The organism is Mycetocola sp. Y444, assembly GCF_059445295.1.
Genome location: NZ_JCAIUB010000001.1, coordinates 1,062,963 through 1,083,006, shown reverse-complemented (window position 1 = coordinate 1,083,006; position 20,044 = coordinate 1,062,963). Strand labels below are relative to the sequence as shown.

The following is a 20,044-nucleotide window of genomic DNA, read 5'->3' as shown; positions in this document are numbered from 1 at the left end:
GCTGTGCCAACTGCCGGAATTGCCACGGGCTCGCGGTATCTGACCCCTCAGGGACCACGGGTGTTCGCGCACCGTGGCCTCGCCATCGGCGTACCGGAGAACACGCTCGCCGCGTTCCAGGCCGCGGTCGACGCTGGCACCGATTACATCGAGACCGACGTTCACGCCACAGCAGACGGCATCGCCGTCCTGGTCCACGACCCGGAGATTCGGGTTGGCGTCGTCTCGCACGTGGTGCGAGACGTGACCTTTGACCAGCTCTGCCTGCTCGATCTGGGTGGCGGCCACCGGGCACCCACCCTGGCAGAGGCGCTTGCGGCCTTTCCGCACATCCGCTTCAACATCGACGTGAAAGACGAACGAGCCGCCCGGCCAGCGGCGCGGGCGATCCGCGCTGCCGGGGCGATGGATCGAGTACTCGTGACGTCATTTGACGAGTCCAAGCGGCTGCGGGCTCTCGAAATTCTGGATGGTGTCACCAGTTCGGCGTCATCCCGGCTGTTCGCGCGGGCACTTGTCGGTGCCAAGATGGGCATTCCCGCGTTCGTCAGGCGATCACTGACCGGTGTGGCCATCGTGCAGATCCCTGAGCGCTACAAAAACGTTCAACTCGTCACCCCACGGACGCTCCGCACGCTGCACCGCGCCGGTGTCGAGGTACACGTCTGGACGGTCAACGCACCGGCAGACATGCGACGCTTACTGGATCTCGGTGTCGACGGAATCATCACCGACCGCGCCGACATCGCGCTCACCGTGGTCAGGGAGTGGCAAAGCGCCTCTAGGCAATCTGGAGGTTAGCTGCGAATATCCGCTCAGCGGGAAGCTTCTGCCCAGTTTGGGGGTCTATAACTGGAGGAGCAAACGAGAGGGGACCACACAATGGCAGATCGCAGTTTGCGCGGAATGCGCCTCGGCGCCCAGAGCTTACAGAGCGAAGAGGGCGTCGTATTTTCGGAACGGACTCGATCCGTGTATCTGTGCCCTGAATGTAACCACGAGAGCGCACTGATGTTCGCTGCCGACGCGGAACCCCCGGAGACCTGGGAGTGCCGTCACTGCGGGCACGAGGCCGTACTCATGGTTGGTTCAGAGCCGATCACTATCGATAAATCAGATCAGAAGCAGGCACGAACCCACTGGGACATGCTGCTCGAACGCCGGTCACGTGAGGAGCTCGAGGAGCTTCTCGAAGACCGGCTCGCCTTCCTCAGGGAACGTCGCGGACTGAACAAGAAGGTCGGAGCCTAAGCTCCACACCGGATGAATGGGGCGCTCGCTGTGCGGGCGCCCTTTTTGCTGCCCCCGCGCGGCTCAGGGCGATTCGGCGCCGGATCACGCTGGCCGGTGCCTCACACCGGCTGTCGGTCGGCGGTGCGCCTCGGTATTCCGGTCGGGGTGACTGACGACCCACGCCGGCGTGGCCGGCAGAGCCCGGCGACGATGAGTGCACCGAGACCGAACAGCGAGATGGCAGCCTCGATTTGTGCACCGTAGAGCATGGCGGGGGTCTTCGCGTTCGACGTCGGAACCGTCTCGACCATGGCGCCGGGCTCATAGGCAGGGATCTCGGTCAGGGTTTTCCCGTCGGGGCCGATCATTTGGCTCGTCCCTACCGTGGAGATATTGACGACGCTTCGTGATGACTCGATGGCACGGAGCCGCGCGATCGCCAGTTGCTGCTGGTTCTCATCGGTCCGCCCGAAGTCCGCATTATTGGTTTGCGCGATGATGACCTGGGCTCCCCGGTCCACTGCTTCACGGGTCAGGGCGTCATCGACGATGTCGAAGCAAATCGAGATACCGGCGATCACACCGTTCACGTTGAAGATGTTATCTCGGGTGCCCGGTGTGTACTCCCGGGCAACGAGGCCGATCAGGTCCGGCGCAAACGGCTCCCAGAACTCACGGTCAGGCACGTACTCGCCGAAGGGTACCGGGTGACGCTTGTCGTAGTAGTCAAGAGCGCCGGTGCCGGCGACCCACAGCAGGGAGGTGTTGAAGTATTCGTCGCCACGCTCGGTGACCGTTCCGGTCAGGATCGGCGCTCCGACCTGTGACGCCAGGTAGTCCAGGACGCCGGCGGCCTGCGGGTCAGTGAGGGGGTTGAGGTCTGACCCGTTCTCCGGCCAGACAACCATGTCCACCTCGGTGCCGACGACATCGAGTGTCGCGGATGCCTGCGCAGCGAGGATATCTCCCGGCTCGCGGTCATCGAAGTATCCCGCTTTCGCGTTGCCCTGGACGGCGGCAATCGTCGCCTCCCCGCTCTGCACGAACGGTACAGCCGGTACGGCGAGTACTGCGGCGATGGCGGCAGCGGGGACGGCTATCCGTGTGAACGTGGTGAGGGCATCAGGCTCGCGGATGACCTGGATCGTGAGAACGATCAGCCAGACCATGAGAAAGCTCAGACCGCTCAGCCCGACCCAGGCGACGAGCGGTGCGAAGGGGCTCTCGGATTGGCTCAACGCCATCCTGCCCCATGCGAAACCGCCGTACGGCCAGGTGCTGACGAGCGCCTCGCGGGCGGTCCACAGGCCGGCCACGACGACAGGGAGAAGGACGAGCCTGCCGAACCTGTTGTTCCAGACCCGAGGGATCCAGCGGAACGCGAGTGTGATGAGGACCGCGCCGACGGCGAAGAAGATGGACTCGAGAACGGAGAGCGCGATCCAGGGCACCGGTCCGAGGTACAGGGAGACCCACGACACGTGCACGAGGTAGAACGAGACGCTGCCGATGAATCCAACGAGAAGCGCTCCGCCGACGCTCCGGCCGATCAGGCAGACGAGAAAGATTGCAGCCCCGACAAACGCGAGCGGCCAGATTCCCTTGTCGGGAAAACCGGCGTCGAGGACCGGGCCGGATGCCGCGGCCAACAGGATGGCGGCGGTGAGGGGCAGGAGCGGTCGGGTCGGGCGGGTCACTCTCCCAGCCTAGGTTGTCGCCGCCCCCGAAACCTCACACTGAGCTGTATGCGACGATGCCGCGGCGGATGGCATCCAGTGCCTTACGGGCATTGCGGCCCACGCCCCCGTCGGCAACCATCGACAACTGGTCAAGCAGGTCGATCGTCTGCTTGGTCCAGCGGACGAAGTCACCCGCTGCCATATCGGCGTCGAGAAGCACCGAATTGAGCGTCGAACCGCGGGCCCACTTATGCATGGCGATGGCGAGACCGGTGGCCAGCGGTTCGCTTCCTGGCAGTCTGTGGTCCTGTTCGGTGTCGTCGAGGCGGGCCCAGAGGTCCTGGGTCTTGTCGAGCGCGACGCGGAACGCACCACGCGGGAGGAATCGTTCGGGCACCTGCCCCTCATCGCGGCGCGGTTCGAACACGATGCAACTCGCCATTGCGGCGAGGCTCGCCGGGTCGAGGTCGTTCCAGAGATTGCGGTGCAGGGCCTCGGCGACCAGCAGGTCCCGTTCGCCGTAGATCCGTTTGAGGGTCCGGCCGGCTGCACTCAGTTCGAGCTGACCGCCCTCTCCTGGAACGAGGTATTCGTACTCGACCAGCACATCGGTGACCCGGTCGAAGATCTTCGCAACGGCGCCGGTGCGCGTCGCGATCTGCCGGGTGAGCTGGTCGGTCTGCTTCTTCAGCTTGAAATACCGTTCTGCCCACCTGGCGTGCTGCTCCCGGTCGGGACAGCTGTGGCACGGGTGAGCGGAGAGCCGCTTTCGCAACCCGTTGACCCTGCGCTGGCGCTTTTCACGCGTCGCGCGCGACCCGTGCTCCGCCTGTGCCGACCCGCGCTCAAGATCAGTGAGTTCACGCCTCATCGAGGCATACTCGCGGAAATCACCGAGGTGACAGGTCATCGACTCGGCGTACTTGGCGAGTGATGCCTCCTGCTCACGCACCTTCCGTGCGATTCCGACGACCGCCCGGTCGGCCTGGAACTGTGCGAACGACGACTCGAGGATCTCCCTGGTGCGCTCCCGGCCGAACTGGTCGATCAGGTTCACCGCCATGTTGTAGGTCGGTTTGAAGCTGGAGTTGAGCGGATAGCTCCGGCGGGATGCGAGGGATGCAACGGACTGCGGGTGAAGACCGTCCTGCCAGGTGACGACGGCGTGTCCCTCGACGTCGATGCCGCGGCGACCGGCCCGACCGGTGAGCTGGGTGTACTCCCCCGGAGTGATCGGCACTCGCGCTTCGCCGTTGAACTTCTCGAGCTTCTCGAGCACAACCGTCCGTGCGGGCATATTGATCCCGAGCGCGAGCGTCTCCGTGGCAAAGACCGCCTTGACGAGCTTCTTCCTGAAGAGCTCCTCGACGACCTCCTTGAAGGCGGGCAGCATGCCGGCGTGGTGGGCAGCGACGCCACGCTCGAGTCCTTCGAGCCACTCCCAGTAACCGAGAACCGCGAGGTCTTCATCGGGCAGTTGGGAGCAGCGCTCCTCGACGATTGCCCGGATCTCGTCTCGCTCGTGGACTTCCGTGAGCCGGATGCCCGAGCGCAGTACCTGGGCGACGGCCTGGTCGCACCCGACCCGGCTGAAGATGAAGAAGATGGCGGGCAACAGGTGGTGCTCGTCAAGCAGGCGGATGACGTCGCCCCGGTCGATGCGCTGGGGAGGACGGCGGCCGCCCTTGGCGTTGTACCTGGAGACGTCGTTGTGCTGCCTGGTGTTGGGGTTGCGTCCGCCGAACTGCGCCATTCGGACGAGTTCGGGGTTGACCTGGGACGTGTCAGCGAGCGACGGCGCCGCAAACAGGTCGATGAGTTTGCCGCGCATGAGGACGTGCTGGTCCAGTGGGACCGGTCGTTCCTCTGACACGATGACCTCGGTGTGGCCGCGGACAGCCTGGAGCCAGTCGCCGAATTCCTCGGCGTTGGACACCGTTGCGCTCAGGGAAACCATCCGGACCTCTTCGGGAAGGTGGATGATGACCTCTTCCCACACTGCCCCGCGGAACCTGTCGGCGAGGTAGTGCACCTCGTCCATGACGACGTAAGCAAGGTCAGTGAGGAGGTCGGAATTCGCGTAAAGCATGTTCCTGAGCACCTCGGTCGTCATGACGACGACCCGCGCGTGCGCGTTGATATTGGTGTCTCCGGTGAGGAGGCCGACCGAATCGGCACCGTACTCGGCGACCAGTTCGCCGAACTTCTGGTTGCTCAGCGCCTTCATCGGCGCCGTGTAGAACACTTTCCGCCGCGGGCTCTGCATGGCAGCGTAGATGGCGAACTCGGCGATGATCGTTTTGCCGGCTCCGGTTGGCGCTGCAACGAGAACGCTGTTGCCCGCCTCGATACTCGCGCAGGCCTCGATCTGGAATGGGTCAAGGTCGAAGTGCTGCTTCTCGCGGAAGGCATCGAGAAGAGGGGTTTTCCGTCGGGAGGCCGCGTAGCGCTCCGCTGGGCTGAGGTCTGCGGTGGTCACAGGGCCAATTCTGCGTCGAGGGCGGCCTGCCGCTTCGCGGCGCGGCGGTCGTGCACGTATGCGACTCCATACGCGGCGAAGTACAGGATGATCATGGGTATGGCGAGCAGGAACATCGAGATCACGTCGGCCGCTGGTGTGGAGATCGCACAGAACACGGCGATCACGAGCACCGCAATCCGCCAGGACTTGATGATGGTCGCCGCGCTGAGGACACCGACAAAGTTGAGCAGGACGAGGAAGACGGGCACGACGAAAGCGATACCGATGGCGAGCAGCAGCTTCAACACGAAGTCGAAGTAGATCCCGGCGTTGAAGAAGTTGGAGGCTTCCGCCGGAGTGAAGCCGACCATCAGCTCAACAATGTGGGGCATGATGAGCCAGCCGGCCGCGCACCCTGCAAGGAACAACGGCACTGCGCTCAGCAGGAACCCGAGCGCGTAGCCGATCTCTTTCCGGGTGAGACCCGGGACCAGGAACGCCCAGATCTGGTATAGCCAGATCGGGCTCGAAATGACGATGCCCAGGGTGAGAGCGACCTTCATCCTGAGGTCGAACGCACCAGTGACGGCGTCGAAGTTGAGGAGCGCCTGGCCGCGTTCAACGGCAATCTCAGTGATCGGGGCGGCCATCATCCTGATCGCCCATTCGGACAGGACGAACCCGCCGATCATTGCGATCACAACACCGGCGGCGATGATGAAGAGGCGTTTCCGCAGTTCGACCAGGTGCTCGCCGAGCGACATCCGGCCTTCGGCGTTCTTTCCCCTGGAGCGCTGTGCGCTTTTTCGCCCGGTGGTTCCCTGAGTCACTGACCTTACGGTTTCGTGTGTGTCTCTGGCGCGCTGGATGTAGCGGTCTCAGTCGGGTAAGCCGGAGGCGCCGTTTCTGTCGGGTAGACCGGGGTGGCCGTTGCGGACGTCGTCGTCGGCGGAACGGGAACTGTCGGGTCGACCGGGGTGGTCGTTTCGGGCTTGTCGCTCTTGATCTCGTTCTTGAAGATCTTCATGGACTGTCCGAGGCTCTTGGCGAGGCCAGGGAGCTTCGGTGCGCCAAAGAGAAGGAGCACGAGGAACACAATGATGAGCAGGTGCCAGCCGGTGAGGTTACCTAACATGATCCATCCTTTGATTGGTGCCGTTAGGCAGAAGTTTAGCGTGGTTCAAAGCTATCGCGGGTTTTCTGGCAGGCGACTGGAAGCATCGCCGTCGGCATACCTGTCGATCGCGGCCTGTGCCCAGTCCGCAACCCGGGCACGCGCCGACGCCGGCTCGACCACCGTAAGAACTCCGGCCAGTCCGGCAACCAGCCTCTTGAGCCCGTGGGTGTGGGCGAGGTGAAGGGTGACCCTCGTGCGCCCTGTGCCTCTGGGCTTGGCGGGTTCCGCCGTGAGGTAGTCGGAGATCAGCGGAAGCGCGCTTGCGTCCAGCTCGACGACGACGCTCAGGTCGGTGTCGCTCGGTTCGAAGAGCCTGTCGCCGAGGGGAACGTCATCGGCTCTTCGGCTGATCGGGACGCTCGTCGGCACGAGCGCACTCATCCGGTCAAGCCGGAAGGTACGGGCGGCGTCGCGACCGTGGTCCCATCCCCTCAAGTACCAGTCTTGGTCGAGGGACTCGATCCGCAGCGGGTCGACCGCTCGTCGTTCCAGTTCGCCGCGCGAGTTGAGGTAATCGAACTCGATCCGGGATCCTGCGCTGACGGCATCCCGGATGATTCTGAGATACTCATCGACCTCGGATGACCCAACCGCGACTTCACTCGGCGTGCCGGACGCGCCCCTGGACAGCTTCGCCAGGAGCGAGACCAGGACTCCCCTGTCGGCCTGCTCCGGGAGCGATGACAGGTACTGCAACCCGGCAATGAGGGCAGCTGCCTCACGAGCTGAGAAACGCGGAGAGTCGTCGATCGCGACGAGATGAGTGATGGCGATTTCGTCGCGCTCGTCGAACAGGTCCCAGTCGATGTCGAAGAGGTCCTCGTGCTGGTACGAGCTGGTCTCACCCGGTACACCGGAGACCGCGATCAGGTTGACCGAGTCGCGGATCTGGGTCTCAGACACACCGAAGTGCCGCGCCGCCTCCTGGACGGAGACCTGACCCTTGTCCATGAGGTACGGCACAAACGCGAGCAGGAAGGCGAGCTTGTCCCGCCCGTGTGGTGTCGAACTAGCCATTGTCAAGTCCGTCCGCTGGGGCGTCGAGGTGCCGGTCTCTGGTGGTGATGTGCCTCGCGAGCACCGCGGTGCGCAGGCGTTCCGGGCTCAGCACGAGTACTTCAGGGCCGTAACTGGCGAGCTCGTCCGCAAGCACGTCGACGTCGGTGTAGTGCAACCGGAGTTCGGTGGAGTCGTTGTCGGATGCCGGCTCGGCGCGTTTGGAGAGCCGCGTGGCGGCATCCGTTCCCGGTTCGACAGTGACAACGGCAACCTGAGCCTCCCAGAGGGCGTCGAGAGCACGGAGCGACCGTTCCGCATGCCCAACGGTTTCCGGGGGAAGCCACGTCTTGCTGGTCGTCGTGACCGGCCCGACGATGCGACTCAGCAGGAAGGTTCTGCCCTCGTTCACTTCCATGTCCTCGGCGGACAGGTGCCAGCGGCCATGGTGCTGGACCAGCGCGAGCGGCGCAACGGTCCGTGTCCGTGGGCTGGCCTCACCGGGTTTGAGATAGGGGAACGTCACAACGGCGTGCTTCTCGAGCGCGAGGCGCAGCGGATCGAATGAGCTCTCCCGGATCCGCACCCGTGGCGCGTATCCGATGACCGGCTCGTCCGACTCGATGCCGAGGGAGTTGAGCTTGAGCAACGCCCGCTGGGACTCGGCCGACAGTGACCCTTGCTGCCACACGGTCGCGGCGAGCGACAGCATGGCTATCTCGGTGGGCGAGAACGTGATGTCGCTGGGCAGGTCATACTCCCCCTTGGGGATCCGGTAGCGCAGCGACTGGTTGTTGCCGGGATCGCCCGGCGTCTCGATCGTCTCGAGCGGGATGCCGAGTTCACGGATGTCGTCTTTGTCGCGTTCGAACTGGCGGTCGAGGCTCGCGTTGTCGCCGAACGCGGAGTACCGCTGCCGATATCCCTGGACGGTCGACAGGATCTCGGACTTGGTCAGGCCCTGTTCGGTCGCGAGCAGGGCCAGAACGAGGCTGAAGAGTCGTTCCTCGACGGGGACTGGCGCTGCAGCGCGGGGTTCTTGCACAGCATCATCATAGTTGCGCCGGGAGCGGGAATCCGGCGGACCCGAGCCGAGTGGCGCGGGTCCGCCGGCGAAGCGGTCGATCAGTTGACGGTGCCCAGAATGTCGACGACGAAAACGAGCGTCGATCCGGCGGGGATCGTTGCTGAACCCTGTTCGCCGTACGCGAGCTCAGCCGGGATGACGGCGATGATCTGCGAACCGACCGTCTTTCCCTCGAGGGCTGTCGCGAGGCCGGGGACTATGCCGTCGAGGCTGAAGACAGCCGGTGTCGCGTCGTCCCATGACGTGTCGAAGATACTGTTGTCATCCCAGAGCGCGCCGGTGTAGTGAACGACTACGCGGTCATCGGCGGAGACCGTGTCTCCGCTTCCGGTCTTCAGGGTCGCAACCTTGAGCTCGGTGGGAGCCTCTGATTTCGGGACGGTGATGCCAGGGGTGCCGTCCGCTGCCGTGACAACACTGGGGAAGCCCGACTGGAAGACGGGGGTCGGTGTGCCGTCGGCCTTGGCGAGGAATGCGTCCGTGATGTCCGCGACCATAATGACGGCGTCGTTCGACTCGACTCCGAGTTGGGCGCTGCCCTGGTCGCCGAATGCGTCGGCGGGGGTCATCACGGCGGCGATGCGCGATCCGACGGTCGAGCACGCGATGCTGTCAGCCATCCCTGGCAGGAGCTGCGACGGCAGGTAAACGCCGGGCTCGGCGTACGCGCCTTCTTCGATGGGCGCCCCTGTTGTGCCGTTGTAGAAGGAGAAGCTCATCTCAACGAGCTGGTCGTCGGTGATCTGTGCTCCGTCACCCTCGATCAGTGTGGAGACCTGGGTGGTGTCCGTCTTCAGCGGGGTGGGGAAATCAACTTCCTTCAGCGAACCGAGGGCTCCCGTCGCGTCGACGAGCGTTGACGCGTCACCGGAGGAGACCGGTGAGTCGCAGTCGCTTCCCGTTGCGGGTGCGCAGCCCGTGAGGGTGGCCAGGACGACGCCTGCGGTCAGGAGCAATGCGGGTGCCTTCTGCACGGTGCCTCGATTTCGTACTCGGGTGTTCTCGACGGGAACCAATTGGGTTGGTGTCCCCTGTGTGGCGTGACTCTCACCTCTCGCCCGGGCCATCTTAGCCACGCGGCGTTTCTCCAGGCTCGGAGTTTGCAGTGTCCGTCGCATCAGTGTCGGGTTCGATGGCTGAGACGGAGTCGGCGGACCCCTCGCTGGCGGCGGATTCTCCTGAGTCCCCCACAGGTGCCTCAGCGGCTGGTCCAAGGCCCCTGGCCTTGGAGAGCTCGGCGGAATTGGCCACGCTTCTGACCCTCTTGCGCAGGATCTTGGCGCTGACGTTCCGCTCGCCGAGAGCGCCCGGCGTCCACTGTTCGACATCGTCATCGCTGAAGTCCGACTTGCTCGGCCTGCGCTTGAGCTCGGGAAGAATTGTTCCGTCTGCGAGCTTTCTCGCGGTGATGAGGAAGCCGGTGTGGCCGATCATCCTGTGGTCAGGTCGCACGGCGAGTCCCTCGACGTGCCAGCCACGGACGATGGTCTCGCTCGAGTCAGGGTTGGTGAAGCGCCCTGTCGCCCGAATGGCCTCTGCGACTCGCGAAAGCTGGGTCACAGTCGCGACGTAGCAGAGGATGACTCCACCCGGCTTCATCGCGTCTGCGCACGCGTCGATGCACTCCCACGGTGCGAGCATGTCGAGGACGACGCGGTCGACCGAGTCCGGCTCCATGGTGGTCGGCAGCGTCTCGGTGAGGTCGCCGACGGAGACCCTCCAGTTTTCGGGGTCATAGCCAAAGAAGGTGGCGACGTTGCCGCGCGCAACATCGGCGAACTCGTCACGTCGCTCGAATGATTCGAGCCTGCCTGTCGGCCCGATGGCCCTGAGGATCCAGAGCGAGAGAGCGCCGGAGCCCACACCGGCCTCGACGACTGTTGCACCGGGGAAGATGTCTGCGAGTCCGACGATCTGCGCGGCATCCTTCGGGTAAATGATCGCTGCGCCCCGCGGCATCGACATGACGAAGTCAACGAGGAGTGGGCGAAGGGCGAGGTACTCGATGCCGTCGGTGGTCGTGATGACCGAACCGTCGGGCAGGCCGATGATGGTGTCGTGGCTGACGATGCCGCGATGGGTGTGGAATTCCTTGCCCGGTTCCAGGGTAATCGTGTTGCGTTTGCCCTTCGGGCCGGTGAGCTGTACCCGATCACCGACACGGAACGGCCCGGAGTTCTGCGGTCGCTCGTCGGTGGGCGGTGTGGTGGCTGGCTGGGTGGCGGAGGTGTCGGTCATCGGGGAAGTCCTTCGGTTGCGCGAGCGGCAACGAGGGCGGCGAGATCGACGCTTGTCCTGCCTGCGAGTGTCGGCCAGGTGGTGTGAGAGTCAGATGGGGCTATCGAAACAGCGTGCGGGACAGCGACGGCCATGCTGCCGGCGGCGACAGCGGATGCCAGTCCGGCGCGTGAGTCCTCGATGGCAACGCAGTCAGCAATGTCGACTCCGAGCAGCCGGGCCGCGGTGAGGTAGGGCTCCGGGTGCGGTTTCGGGTTTTCGACCTCGTCACCGGTGACGAGTACGTCGAACGCGTCGAATGGGATGTGAGAGACAACCTGTTCGGCCATCCTGCGGATGGACATGGTGACCAGCGCCGTTTTGACGCCGAGGGATCTGAGTTCCTCGAGCAGTTCGCGGGCTCCTGGACGGAACGGGACACCGTCTTTCTCGAGCCGTTCCTGCACCCGGCTGGTGAGGTGGTTGACGATGTCGTCTGCGGTCATCTCAACCCCGTGATCCTGGAACACCTTCGCGGATTCCCACAGGCCTGCACCGACGAGGGTCATCGCGTCTTCGTAGGTCCAGGTGTGCCCGAACGACTCGACGAGGTCGGTTTCGGCGGAGATCCAGTACGGCTCAGTGTCGACGATGGTGCCGTCCATGTCCCAGAGGACAGCGGCGGGTAGCTGTGTAGTCACGAGTTTCAATGCTACCTGTTGCCGGAGAGCGCCTATTCTGGAACCAGTGCGGGCGAGAGCCAGCCAATACTGCGTCGGGGAAACCCGTGGAATGGGGAACTAGTGCTGAGTGGTCGGTTGCTCGTCGTCGCCTTCGAGGGCTGGAACGACGCTGGTGAAGCAGCCACGGGTGCTGTCCGTGTGTTGCAGGAGCAGCTCGACGTCTCGGCGATCTTCGAGATCGACCCCGAGCTCTACTACGACTACCAGTTCAACCGGCCGGTGATCGCCGTCGATGACGACGGCAAGCGCCGGATCACCTGGCCAACGGCAACTCTCTATGGCCCGAGCGCCCCGGCCGCGGACACTGACGCCCCTGCACCGCTCGCTGACGATGCGGACCTCAGCGTCAGCGGTTCCAACGGCGGCAATATTTTCCTGCTGGTTGGCAGCGAGCCGTCGCGCAGCTGGAAAGCGTTCACCGCGGAGATCATCGACGCGGCACTCACTCACGACATCTCGACGATCGTCTTTCTTGGCGCCATGCTCGCCGATGTTCCCCACACCCGCCCGATCTCCATTTTCGCGTCGAGCGAGAATGACGAGATGCGCGGTGAGCTTCAACTCGAACGCAGCAGCTATGAGGGCCCCGTCGGGATCCTCAGTGTGCTCGCCGAGGCGGCCGAGCAGGCCGGAATCTCCACCCTTTCGATTTGGGCATCAGTCCCCCACTACGTGCACAACGCGCCATCGCCGAAGGCGGTGCTTGCCCTCATCGACAAGCTCGAGGAGATCGTCGATGTCGTGATCCCGCGCGGCGACCTGGTTGAGGAATCCGGCGAGTGGGAGAACGGCATCAACGCGCTCGCGGGCGATGACGAAGACATGGCCGCCTACATCGCTCAGTTGGAACAGGCCCGCGACACCGTCGAATCCCCCGAGGCCAGCGGTGAGGCCATCGCCAAGGAGTTCGAGCGCTACTTGCGCCGCTCAGGTGACGGCAAGGGCGACGGCCGCAACGAGCCCCCGGCCCGCGGCTGAGTCCCCCGCCTCACAGCTTCTCGCTTTCAGCCGTGCCGTTCGACGGTCAGAGTTCCACGCCGAGCAGCGCGTGAATGGCGCGGCGAATCAGCTCGGGGTCGGTCACACCGCTCGTCGCCGCGTCGTCGATCACACGGAGCGCAGCAGGCGTGCCGAGGTCGAGCTGGAGCGCCGACCGAAGGGCCGAGAGCACTGCGTGCGAATCGACAGCGTCCGGGGTCGCAGCACTCGTGCTGATCTCGTCCGTCGGCCTGAAGGCGCTCTGCCACAGGCTGAGCCGCGCCGCCGCGTCGACGAGCAAACGGTCGGTCCACTCCCAGTCCGAGCGGTAATGGTGTGCGAGGATCGCCAGCCGAATCGAGCGCGCGTCGACGCCCGACTGAAGCAGGCGGGAGATGAGCACGAGGTTCCCGAGCGACTTCGACATCTTCTCGCCCTCGAAGGCGACGAGGCCGGCGTGGCTGTAGACCCGCGCCAGCGGGTGCCCGCTCAGGGCAGACGCGTGGCCGGCACTGAGTTCGTGATGCGGAAAGACGAGGTCGCCGCCGCCGCCCTGCACCGTGAAGTCGGTGCCGAGCTCCATCAGGGCGATCACCGAGCACTCGATATGCCACCCGGGCCGGCCGCGGCCGACGCTCGAAGGCCAGCTCGGCTCCGAGTCGCGTGCCGCGCGCCAGAGGAGTGGATCGAGGCGATCGCGCTTACCGGCGCGGTCCGGGTCTCCCCCGCGCTCTGTGAAGTACTTCACCATGGTTTCTGCGTCGTAATTGCTGACGTCGCCGAGTTTCCACGGGCCGAGTTTCGCAGCCGCGGCACTGTCGAAGTAAATGTCGTCACCGACGGTTGAATCCGGGGTCGGCACAGAGTATGCCGCTCCTGCGGCCACAAGCCGTCTGACTGCCTCGGCTATTTCGTCGAGCACCTCGGTGACCGCGACGTAGTTCTCGGGCGGGAGGATGCTGAGGGCTTCCATATCGCCCCGGAATAATTCGACCTGGCTTTCGGCGAGGTCTCGCCAGTCGACTCCCGTGGCTGCCGCGCGTTCGAGCAGGGGGTCGTCGATGTCGGTGACGTTTTGGGCGTAGTGGACCTCGAGGCCGCCGTCGAGCCAGACGCGCTGCAGGGTGTCGTAGGCAAGGTAGGTCGCAGCGTGTCCCATGTGGGTCGCGTCGTACGGCGTGATCCCGCAGACGTACAACCGCGCGATCTCCCCGGTATGTGCCTCAATCATGCCGCCGGTTGCTGTGTCGAAAAGACACGGCGGAAGCGAGTTGCCGGGGAGGGTCGGGACGAGCGGTCTATTCCATGCCTTCACCTGTCCAGCCTAAGCTGCGCGGCTAGGCCGTGAGGACACCGGTGCCGAGCAGGATGAAGACGACGACACCGAGCAGGATGCGGTAGATCACGAAGGGCATGAAGCTGCGCTTCGAGATGTAGCTCATGAAGAACTTGATGACGAAGATGGCGACGATGAAGGCAATGACCGTCGCGATCAGGGTCTCCCCCGGGCCGTAAATCTCCGGGATGCAATCGGTCGCGCCTTCGACGCACGGGTCGGCTATCGACTTGTAGATCTGGAAGAAGCCACTGCCGAGTACGGCGGGAATCGCGAGGAGGAACGCGTATCTGGCGGCTGCTGCCCGTTCGTAGCCGAGGAAGAGCCCCGCGGTGATCGTTCCACCCGAACGTGACACCCCGGGGATGAGCGCGAGGGCCTGGGCCAGTCCGAAGATGATGCCATCGCGGTACCCGAGGTTTTCCAGTTTGAGGTTCTTCCGGCCGATCCAGTCGGCGATTCCGAGAAGGATGCCGAAGCCGATGAGCATGGACGCCGTGAACCACAGGGACCGCAGTGTGGTCTCAATCTGATCCTGGAACAGCAGACCGAGAACGACGATCGGCACCGAGCCGATGATGATGAGCCAGCCCATGCGGGCGTCAGGGTCGTTGCGCGGAATCTTTCCCACGAGCGCACGGCACCACGCACCGATGATGCGCACGATGTCTTTCCAGAACAGGATGACGACAGCGAGTTCTGTGCCGATCTGGGTGATTGCGGTGAAGCGCGCCCCTGGGTCGCCGCCTGTTCCGAGGAACTCGCCGACGATGCGCAGGTGAGCGCTCGACGACACCGGGAGAAATTCGGTGAGTCCCTGTACAAGACCCAGAATTATCGCGTTGAGAATGTCCACGGAATCCTTGCTTTTCGTCAGTAAGTGCGAAGCAGGTCGGTCAAAACCCGCCTGCCAAAGACTAATGCGTCGAGCGGGACACGCTCGTCAACACCGTGGAACATGGCGGGGAAATCGAGCTCGGGTGGCAGGAGGAGCGGAGCGAAGCCGTATCCGGTGATGCCGAGCATTGACAGAGCCTTGTTGTCGGTACCCGCCGGCAGGAGGTATGGCAGCACCTCGGCGCCGGGATCGTGGATCCTGAGCGTTTCGATCATGGCGTCGATCAGCGGGCCGGCAAACTCGTTCTCGAGGCCGACGTCCCGGTGCATCACCTCGATTTCGATGTCGGGTCCGACGAGTTCCTGCACCGCGGCGAGGACAGCGTCTTCCTCACCGGGCAGCGAACGGATATCGACGAGCGCCTCTGCGGTGTCCGGAACGACGTTGTGCTTGTATCCGGCCGTCAGCACTGTGGGATTCGTGGTGGTGCGGAGTGACGCCTGGATGAAGCCGGATGCCGTTCCGGTCGCGAGGGCAAGTTCGTCCGGGCCGAGTGCCTGCGGGTCGACGCCGAGGATGCGGGCGACTTCGTCGAGGAGTGCCGTCGTCGTATCGGTGAGCCTGATCGGCCATTCCTGCCTGCCGACGGCCGCGACGGCTTCGGCCAGGCGTGTGATGGCGTTCTCCCGGACGACGCGCGAGCCGTGAGCCGCCGGACCCCTCGCGATGAGCTTCACCCACAGCAGAGCTTTTTCTCCGGTCTGCACGAGGTACGCGCGCTTGCCGCCGAGCGTGATGGAATATCCGCCCACTTCGCTGATGGCCTCGGTCGCACCTTCGAACAGGTCAGGGCGGGTCGAGACGAGGTGATGAGAGCCAAGGACTCCGCCGTTCTCCTCGTCGGCGAAGAACGCCAGGATGAGGTCACGCGCCGGGCGTTCGCCACCCCGCAGGATGTCGGCCACCGCGGTGAGGATCATGGCATCCATGTTCTTCATGTCGACCGCTCCCCTGCCCCACAGCATCCCGTCCCGGATCACACCACCGAAGGGATCGACGCTCCAGTTGCGCGGGTCGGCAGGGACGACGTCGAGGTGGCCGTGAACGACGAGTGCGCCCTTCGAGCTGTCGCGTCCAGCGACCCGCGCGACGACGCTGGTGCGTCCGGGATCTGAGTCGATCAGTTCCGGCTCGAGACCGAGTCCCCGCAGGTACTCCGCGACGTATTCGGCGGCAATCGTCTCCCCCTTGGACTTACCCCCGCCGTAGTTGGTGGTGTCCATGCGAATGAGGTCCCTGGCGAGCCGCACGGTCTCGTCGAGCCCAGCGTCGATGGGAGCCTGTGCCGTGCCTGGTGATTGCGCGTCGAAATTCATGCCACAACGCTATCGGTGTCGGCACAGACGGTGTGTGTTCATTGCGTCCCGAAAACCGTGCTAAAGTTTTCTCTCGGCAGGGTGCTTCGGTAACCGGCCAGAAACAGAAACAAAACAATGCGCGGGTGGCGGAAATGGCAGACGCGCTAGCTTGAGGTGCTAGTGCCCTTACGGGCGTGGGGGTTCAAGTCCCCCTTCGCGCACATTGTGAAGAACTGTGTTGAGACAGTAGAAAAGCCGGGTCCATTGGATCCGGCTTTTCGCTTTTAACCCGTCAATATGTGATCTGTCAGGTATCGCGTCCCGGGAGTGGCCCCAGCTCCCATTCGTCATTCGGTGTGTGGAGGATCCGCCAGGCCAGGAAAGCCATTCCGAGCGCTGTCAGGTTCCAGGCGATCAGATCGAGCCAGCGAACGTCGGTCATAACCGCGACGAAATGAAGCGGTTGTGAGATCACAAGGAGGATCGCCACCGCCCGTGGCATCAACCTGCGCCGGTAGCTCAGGACTCCAAGCAGAACCACTCCGACGATGTGTCCGACGATGAATACGCTGAGAAGGAAGTCCTGGCTCGGCATCGCCAGAAGTCGCGTACCCAGCGCCGTGACCTCGTCCGGGCTCAGACCGATCTGAGTTGCCGCCAGTACCGCGGCGTCGAGGCCGGTCAGGACACTCAGGGCGAGGTAGCCGGGTACGAGGAACGCACCAGCGATGAGCGCCAGAATAGGGCTGTGCCGTCGTGCGAGCTGGAGCGCCGCCCACGCTCCCGGGAGCAACGTGAACAGGGCAAGCACGTCCAGCCACAGAACGGCGGACTGGACACCCTGATTGGCCGCGACGGTCTCACCGACTGGTGCCCCAGGGAGCGTGAAGCGGATCAGCGACACCGCCGCAGGGCCGACGGGCAAAAGGACCGCCGCTACGCAACGCCGAAGCGTACGGACGTCCCGAACGGCCACATCCGCAGTGGTCGTCGGCGCTGACGTGGTTCTGGGCGACACTCTCCGATCAGCGCGGGCTGAGTTGTCAGTGACCATGTGAAAACCTCCAGGTGATCTTCCGGCGCGGCACCGATTGCCGCTGACACCATGATCGAGGCGACCACACGACTGACGGATGGGACCCCGGCCCCGCTTCGCCCTGATGGCACGGGTGATTTTGCCCGGGTGATTTGGGGGCAGGCACCTATCACCCCTGGCCAGGGAGCGAGCATAATCAAGCAATGGAGCGCCCGAGTCAGCGCGGCGACAGCATTTCCGTCCTGATTGCCGATGACCACCCCGTGGTCCGACACGGGTTGGTATCGCTGCTCAGTACCCTTCCGGGGATCACCGTTGTCGGTCAGGTCGGGTCTGGCCGAGAGGCCGTACGGGAATCGGCGCTGCGCGCCCCGGACGTTGTCGTCATGGACCTTCGCATGCCCGACATGAGCGGCATCGAGGCAACGGAACAGATCCTCCATCGTTCACCACACATCAACGTGCTGATCCTGACGATGTACGACGACGATGACCTGGTCAGTGACGCACTGCGTGCGGGCGCGCGTGGCTATCTCGTCAAAGGTGCGGAGCAGGGGGAAATAGACCGTGCAATTCGCGCCGTCGCCGCGGGAGAAGCGATTTTCAGCGGCCCGGTTGCCGGTCGGGTGCTCGACCGTCTTGCACACCCCGCGCCTGCCCCCGTCCTGCCGCGCCTCACTGCGCGCGAGCGCGAGATTCTCCACCTCATTGCGACGGGCATCGACAACGCCTCGATCTCGGACGAACTCCACCTGTCACCCAAGACCGTGAGCAACCACATCTCGTCCATCTTCCTCAAGCTCGGAACTGCGACGAGAAGCCGGGCTATCGTCCTGGCGAGGGAAGCAGGTCTGGGGCGCCGTGACTGAGTCCGAGGTTCCTGTCCAGGAACGCCCCATGCGCCGCCGGAGCCGAACTCACGGGGTGGTCATCATCGTGAGCGGCATCGGCGCCGTGCTGGCTGTGCTGGCGATCGGTATCGCTCTCGCCTTCGGTACGCCGTTCCGTCTCTTCGTTGACAGCTACACCCTGACGAATCTGGTGATCGGGGCGAGCCTGGTGTCTTCGGGGTCAGTGCTCGCGTGGTTTCGGCCGTCCAACGCGGTGGGGTGGTTGCTGCTCGTCTGCGGAACCGGCCACCTGGCCGCCGCAGCGGGGGCAACGCTCATCCTGTGGGGGGTCAGCGACGGGTGGCCGGTAGTCGTGACACGGTCGTTGACGACAGCGTTCCACGTCGGGTGGCTCATCGGGCTGCCTGGACTGTTCCTGCTCGCGCTGCTGCTCTTTCCCACCGGGCACCTCCCCTCCAGACGATGGCTGCCGCTCGCAATTGGCATCGCTGTCTCTGCCGCATACAACGTCGTCGCAGGGGTCCTGTCTGACGCAAGTCTCCTCGGCGACGAACGGACGGCGTCCATCCTGTCGGTGGGGTACCAGCCACCGACAGTGCTGGCCGAGGCATCGACGGTACTGACGGGTGCCTTCTACGTGCTGGTCGGTCTCTCGCTTCTCGAACGGTACGTGACCGGTAGCGAACGCCAGAAGAGACAACTGCTGTGGCTGATCCTCGCGTTTTTCGCTGCCGGACTGCTCAACTCACAGCGATGGATCACCGGCGATGGGCCAATTCTCGCGCTTCTTGGTGTCGCCCTATTTCCCGTCGCCATCGCCATCGCCATCCTGCGGTATCAGCTCCTTGACATCCGAATCGTCCTCTCCCGGACGCTTATCTACACACTGGCCATCGGGGCGACCATTGCCGGCTACGTCGCGCTTGTCGCTGGCCTCAACCTCGTCGTGCCCGCCTCCGCTGATCAGTCGGTTCCGATTGCGGCAGCGATCGGGGTGGCGCTGGTTTTCAATCCGCTCCGCATCATGCTCCAGCGGCTCATCACGCGCGCCTTCTACGGTAACCGCGAAGACCAGCTCACGACGGCGTTGGCTCTCTCCCAGCAGCTCCAGCGATCGGACGGCGATCTGTCCATGTTGCTCGAACGGGCTCGGCAGGATCTCCGGTTGCCCTACCTGGCGCTCAGAAAACAGCCGGACGGGCCCACGATCGCGTCCGCCGGAGACCTGGCCGGCGTCACTGCGACCGCGACCGTCGACCTCGCCTACCGCGGGCACCACGAATCAACACTCGTCGTCGCCCTTCGCCGGGGCGAGCGAACTCTCCATGACGCGGACCGGCGGGCACTCAGCCTGATTGGGGTCCCGCTCTCGGTTGCCCAGCACGCCATCGAACTGGCCGAACAACTCAAATCCGCCCGTTCTGCCACAGCCCAAGCCCGTGAACGAGAGAGAAAGCGGCTCCACCGCGAGCTGCACGATGGTCTCGGCCCGGCGCTCACCGGGGCAGCCTTCCACGCCGATGCGGCGTTCAACCTCGTCCACAGCGACCCGGACGGTGCAGCCGAGCTGCTGACCCAGTTGCGCCACGAGGTACGCTCATCCATCAGTGACGTACGTCGGGTGGTGTACGGCTTGAGACCGGTCGAACTGGACAAGTATGGTTTCGACGGCGCACTACGCAGACGCATTTCCAGTCTGAACGACGACCCCCGCCAGACGGTCACCATCCGGGCCACCGTTGACCCCGCGTTTCCGGAGTTCTCACCCGCCACAGAACTGGCGGCCTATCGAATTGTGGCTGAATCGTTGGAAAACGTGCTCAAGCACTCGGTTGGTTCGATCTGCACAGTGGCGGTATCGGTGGGTGCGGAAATTCGAATCGTCGTGGACGATGACGGGGAACCGGTGACCGAGTGGAAGCCCGGAGTCGGCGTCGAATCCATGGTCGACCGCGCAGAAGAACTGGGCGGCTCCGCCGTCGTGGGACCGTCGGTGAGCGGATGGCGTGTCGACGTCCGCCTTCCCCTGGATGGCTGACGACATCACCAGCTTT

At 64.4% G+C, this 20,044-nt stretch carries 18 protein-coding genes and 1 tRNA gene; 6 read left to right on the top strand and 13 right to left on the bottom strand.

Annotated features, from left to right (window positions below; translation table 11 throughout):
* Positions 1-3: 3 nt before the first annotated feature.
* Positions 4-801, top strand: a complete 798-nt coding sequence (locus AC1C2M_RS05165; protein ID WP_495435455.1) for a glycerophosphodiester phosphodiesterase family protein — start codon at positions 4-6, stop codon at positions 799-801.
* A gap of 81 nt (positions 802-882) precedes the next feature.
* On the top strand, positions 883-1,251 hold the full coding sequence (locus AC1C2M_RS05160; protein WP_108390926.1) for an RNA polymerase-binding protein RbpA: 369 nt from the start codon (positions 883-885) through the stop codon (positions 1,249-1,251).
* Between the two features lie 101 nt (positions 1,252-1,352).
* On the opposite strand, the gene lnt is transcribed toward AC1C2M_RS05160, so the two are convergent.
* From lnt to AC1C2M_RS05115, 9 genes are all read right to left on the bottom strand, one after another.
* On the bottom strand, positions 1,353-2,930 hold the full coding sequence (lnt, locus tag AC1C2M_RS05155) for an apolipoprotein N-acyltransferase (RefSeq protein ID WP_483404063.1): 1,578 nt from the start codon (positions 2,928-2,930) through the stop codon (positions 1,353-1,355).
* A 34-nt stretch (positions 2,931-2,964) separates the two neighbouring features.
* Positions 2,965-5,391: a DEAD/DEAH box helicase gene (locus tag AC1C2M_RS05150; protein WP_495435454.1), complete on the bottom strand. Its 2,427-nt coding sequence runs from the start codon at positions 5,389-5,391 to the stop codon at positions 2,965-2,967.
* Positions 5,388-6,137: a twin-arginine translocase subunit TatC gene (tatC, locus tag AC1C2M_RS05145; protein WP_108961850.1), complete on the bottom strand. Its 750-nt coding sequence runs from the start codon at positions 6,135-6,137 to the stop codon at positions 5,388-5,390. Before tatC ends, AC1C2M_RS05150 begins: the two co-directional genes overlap by 4 nt.
* Positions 6,138-6,208: 71 nt before the next feature.
* Entirely contained in the window at positions 6,209-6,508 is a 300-nt protein-coding gene (gene tatA / locus AC1C2M_RS05140; RefSeq protein ID WP_483404065.1) for a twin-arginine translocase TatA/TatE family subunit, read from the bottom strand.
* 51 nt (positions 6,509-6,559) lie between these two features.
* The gene (locus tag AC1C2M_RS05135; protein ID WP_495435453.1) at positions 6,560-7,567 is read right to left on the bottom strand and encodes a helix-turn-helix transcriptional regulator; all 1,008 of its coding nucleotides are present in this window, start codon (positions 7,565-7,567) and stop codon (positions 6,560-6,562) included.
* Complete coding sequence (locus AC1C2M_RS05130; protein ID WP_483404067.1) at positions 7,560-8,591, bottom strand: helix-turn-helix transcriptional regulator; 1,032 nt, start codon at positions 8,589-8,591, stop codon at positions 7,560-7,562. The genes AC1C2M_RS05135 and AC1C2M_RS05130 overlap by 8 nt, the downstream gene beginning before the upstream one ends.
* Positions 8,592-8,671: 80 nt before the next feature.
* A complete protein-coding gene (locus AC1C2M_RS05125; protein WP_483404068.1) occupies positions 8,672-9,607 on the bottom strand; it encodes an FKBP-type peptidyl-prolyl cis-trans isomerase in 936 nt (311 codons plus the stop codon).
* Positions 9,608-9,701: 94 nt separating this feature from the next.
* A complete protein-coding gene (locus tag AC1C2M_RS05120; protein WP_483404069.1) occupies positions 9,702-10,871 on the bottom strand; it encodes a tRNA (adenine-N1)-methyltransferase in 1,170 nt (389 codons plus the stop codon).
* Complete coding sequence (locus tag AC1C2M_RS05115; RefSeq protein ID WP_483404070.1) at positions 10,868-11,551, bottom strand: HAD family hydrolase; 684 nt, start codon at positions 11,549-11,551, stop codon at positions 10,868-10,870. Before AC1C2M_RS05115 ends, AC1C2M_RS05120 begins: the two co-directional genes overlap by 4 nt.
* 102 nt (positions 11,552-11,653) lie before the next feature.
* Between AC1C2M_RS05115 and AC1C2M_RS05110 the strand changes: the two genes are divergently transcribed.
* Positions 11,654-12,571 (top strand): proteasome assembly chaperone family protein, encoded by a 918-nt coding sequence (locus tag AC1C2M_RS05110; protein ID WP_234031325.1) that lies wholly within the window; start codon positions 11,654-11,656, stop codon positions 12,569-12,571.
* A gap of 46 nt (positions 12,572-12,617) precedes the next feature.
* On the opposite strand, the gene mshC is transcribed toward AC1C2M_RS05110, so the two are convergent.
* From mshC to AC1C2M_RS05095, 3 genes are read right to left on the bottom strand one after another with little or no spacing between them, the layout of a single operon-like run.
* Positions 12,618-13,886, bottom strand: a complete 1,269-nt coding sequence (gene mshC / locus AC1C2M_RS05105) for a cysteine--1-D-myo-inosityl 2-amino-2-deoxy-alpha-D-glucopyranoside ligase (RefSeq protein ID WP_495435452.1) — start codon at positions 13,884-13,886, stop codon at positions 12,618-12,620.
* A 22-nt stretch (positions 13,887-13,908) separates the two neighbouring features.
* On the bottom strand, positions 13,909-14,763 hold the full coding sequence (locus tag AC1C2M_RS05100) for an undecaprenyl-diphosphate phosphatase (protein ID WP_483404072.1): 855 nt from the start codon (positions 14,761-14,763) through the stop codon (positions 13,909-13,911).
* Positions 14,764-14,780: 17 nt separating this feature from the next.
* On the bottom strand, positions 14,781-16,121 hold the full coding sequence (locus AC1C2M_RS05095) for a M20/M25/M40 family metallo-hydrolase (protein WP_495435451.1): 1,341 nt from the start codon (positions 16,119-16,121) through the stop codon (positions 14,781-14,783).
* A gap of 119 nt (positions 16,122-16,240) precedes the next feature.
* On the opposite strand from AC1C2M_RS05095, the gene AC1C2M_RS05090 reads away from it, so the two are divergent.
* A tRNA-Leu gene (locus AC1C2M_RS05090) sits at positions 16,241-16,324 on the top strand.
* Positions 16,325-16,410: 86 nt separating this feature from the next.
* Here the strand turns inward: AC1C2M_RS05090 and AC1C2M_RS05085 are convergent.
* The gene (locus AC1C2M_RS05085; RefSeq protein WP_495435450.1) at positions 16,411-17,121 is read right to left on the bottom strand and encodes a DUF4386 family protein; all 711 of its coding nucleotides are present in this window, start codon (positions 17,119-17,121) and stop codon (positions 16,411-16,413) included.
* Between the two features lie 221 nt (positions 17,122-17,342).
* Here AC1C2M_RS05085 and AC1C2M_RS05080 point away from each other — a divergent pair, with 221 nt between their 5' ends.
* Together AC1C2M_RS05080 and AC1C2M_RS05075 are read left to right on the top strand one after the other, a co-directional pair.
* Entirely contained in the window at positions 17,343-18,008 is a 666-nt protein-coding gene (locus AC1C2M_RS05080) for a response regulator transcription factor (protein WP_495435449.1), read from the top strand.
* Between the two features lie 28 nt (positions 18,009-18,036).
* Entirely contained in the window at positions 18,037-20,028 is a 1,992-nt protein-coding gene (locus tag AC1C2M_RS05075; RefSeq protein WP_495435448.1) for a sensor histidine kinase, read from the top strand.
* Positions 20,029-20,044 lie beyond the last annotated feature (16 nt).

Bases quoted from the DNA above. Each gene is read 5' to 3' on its own strand.
- tatC (WP_108961850.1), bottom strand. From the start codon at position 6,137: ATGTCGCTCGGCGAGCACCTGGTCGAACTGCGGAAACGCCTCTTCATC.
- AC1C2M_RS05120 (WP_483404069.1), bottom strand. From the start codon at position 10,871: ATGACCGACACCTCCGCCACCCAGCCAGCCACCACACCGCCCACCGAC.
- tatA (WP_483404065.1), bottom strand. From the start codon at position 6,508: ATGTTAGGTAACCTCACCGGCTGGCACCTGCTCATCATTGTGTTCCTC.
- AC1C2M_RS05135 (WP_495435453.1), bottom strand. From the start codon at position 7,567: ATGGCTAGTTCGACACCACACGGGCGGGACAAGCTCGCCTTCCTGCTC.
- AC1C2M_RS05160 (WP_108390926.1), top strand. From the start codon at position 883: ATGGCAGATCGCAGTTTGCGCGGAATGCGCCTCGGCGCCCAGAGCTTA.
- AC1C2M_RS05095 (WP_495435451.1), bottom strand. From the start codon at position 16,121: ATGAATTTCGACGCGCAATCACCAGGCACGGCACAGGCTCCCATCGAC.
- AC1C2M_RS05080 (WP_495435449.1), top strand. From the start codon at position 17,343: ATGGAGCGCCCGAGTCAGCGCGGCGACAGCATTTCCGTCCTGATTGCC.
- AC1C2M_RS05075 (WP_495435448.1), top strand. From the start codon at position 18,037: ATGCGCCGCCGGAGCCGAACTCACGGGGTGGTCATCATCGTGAGCGGC.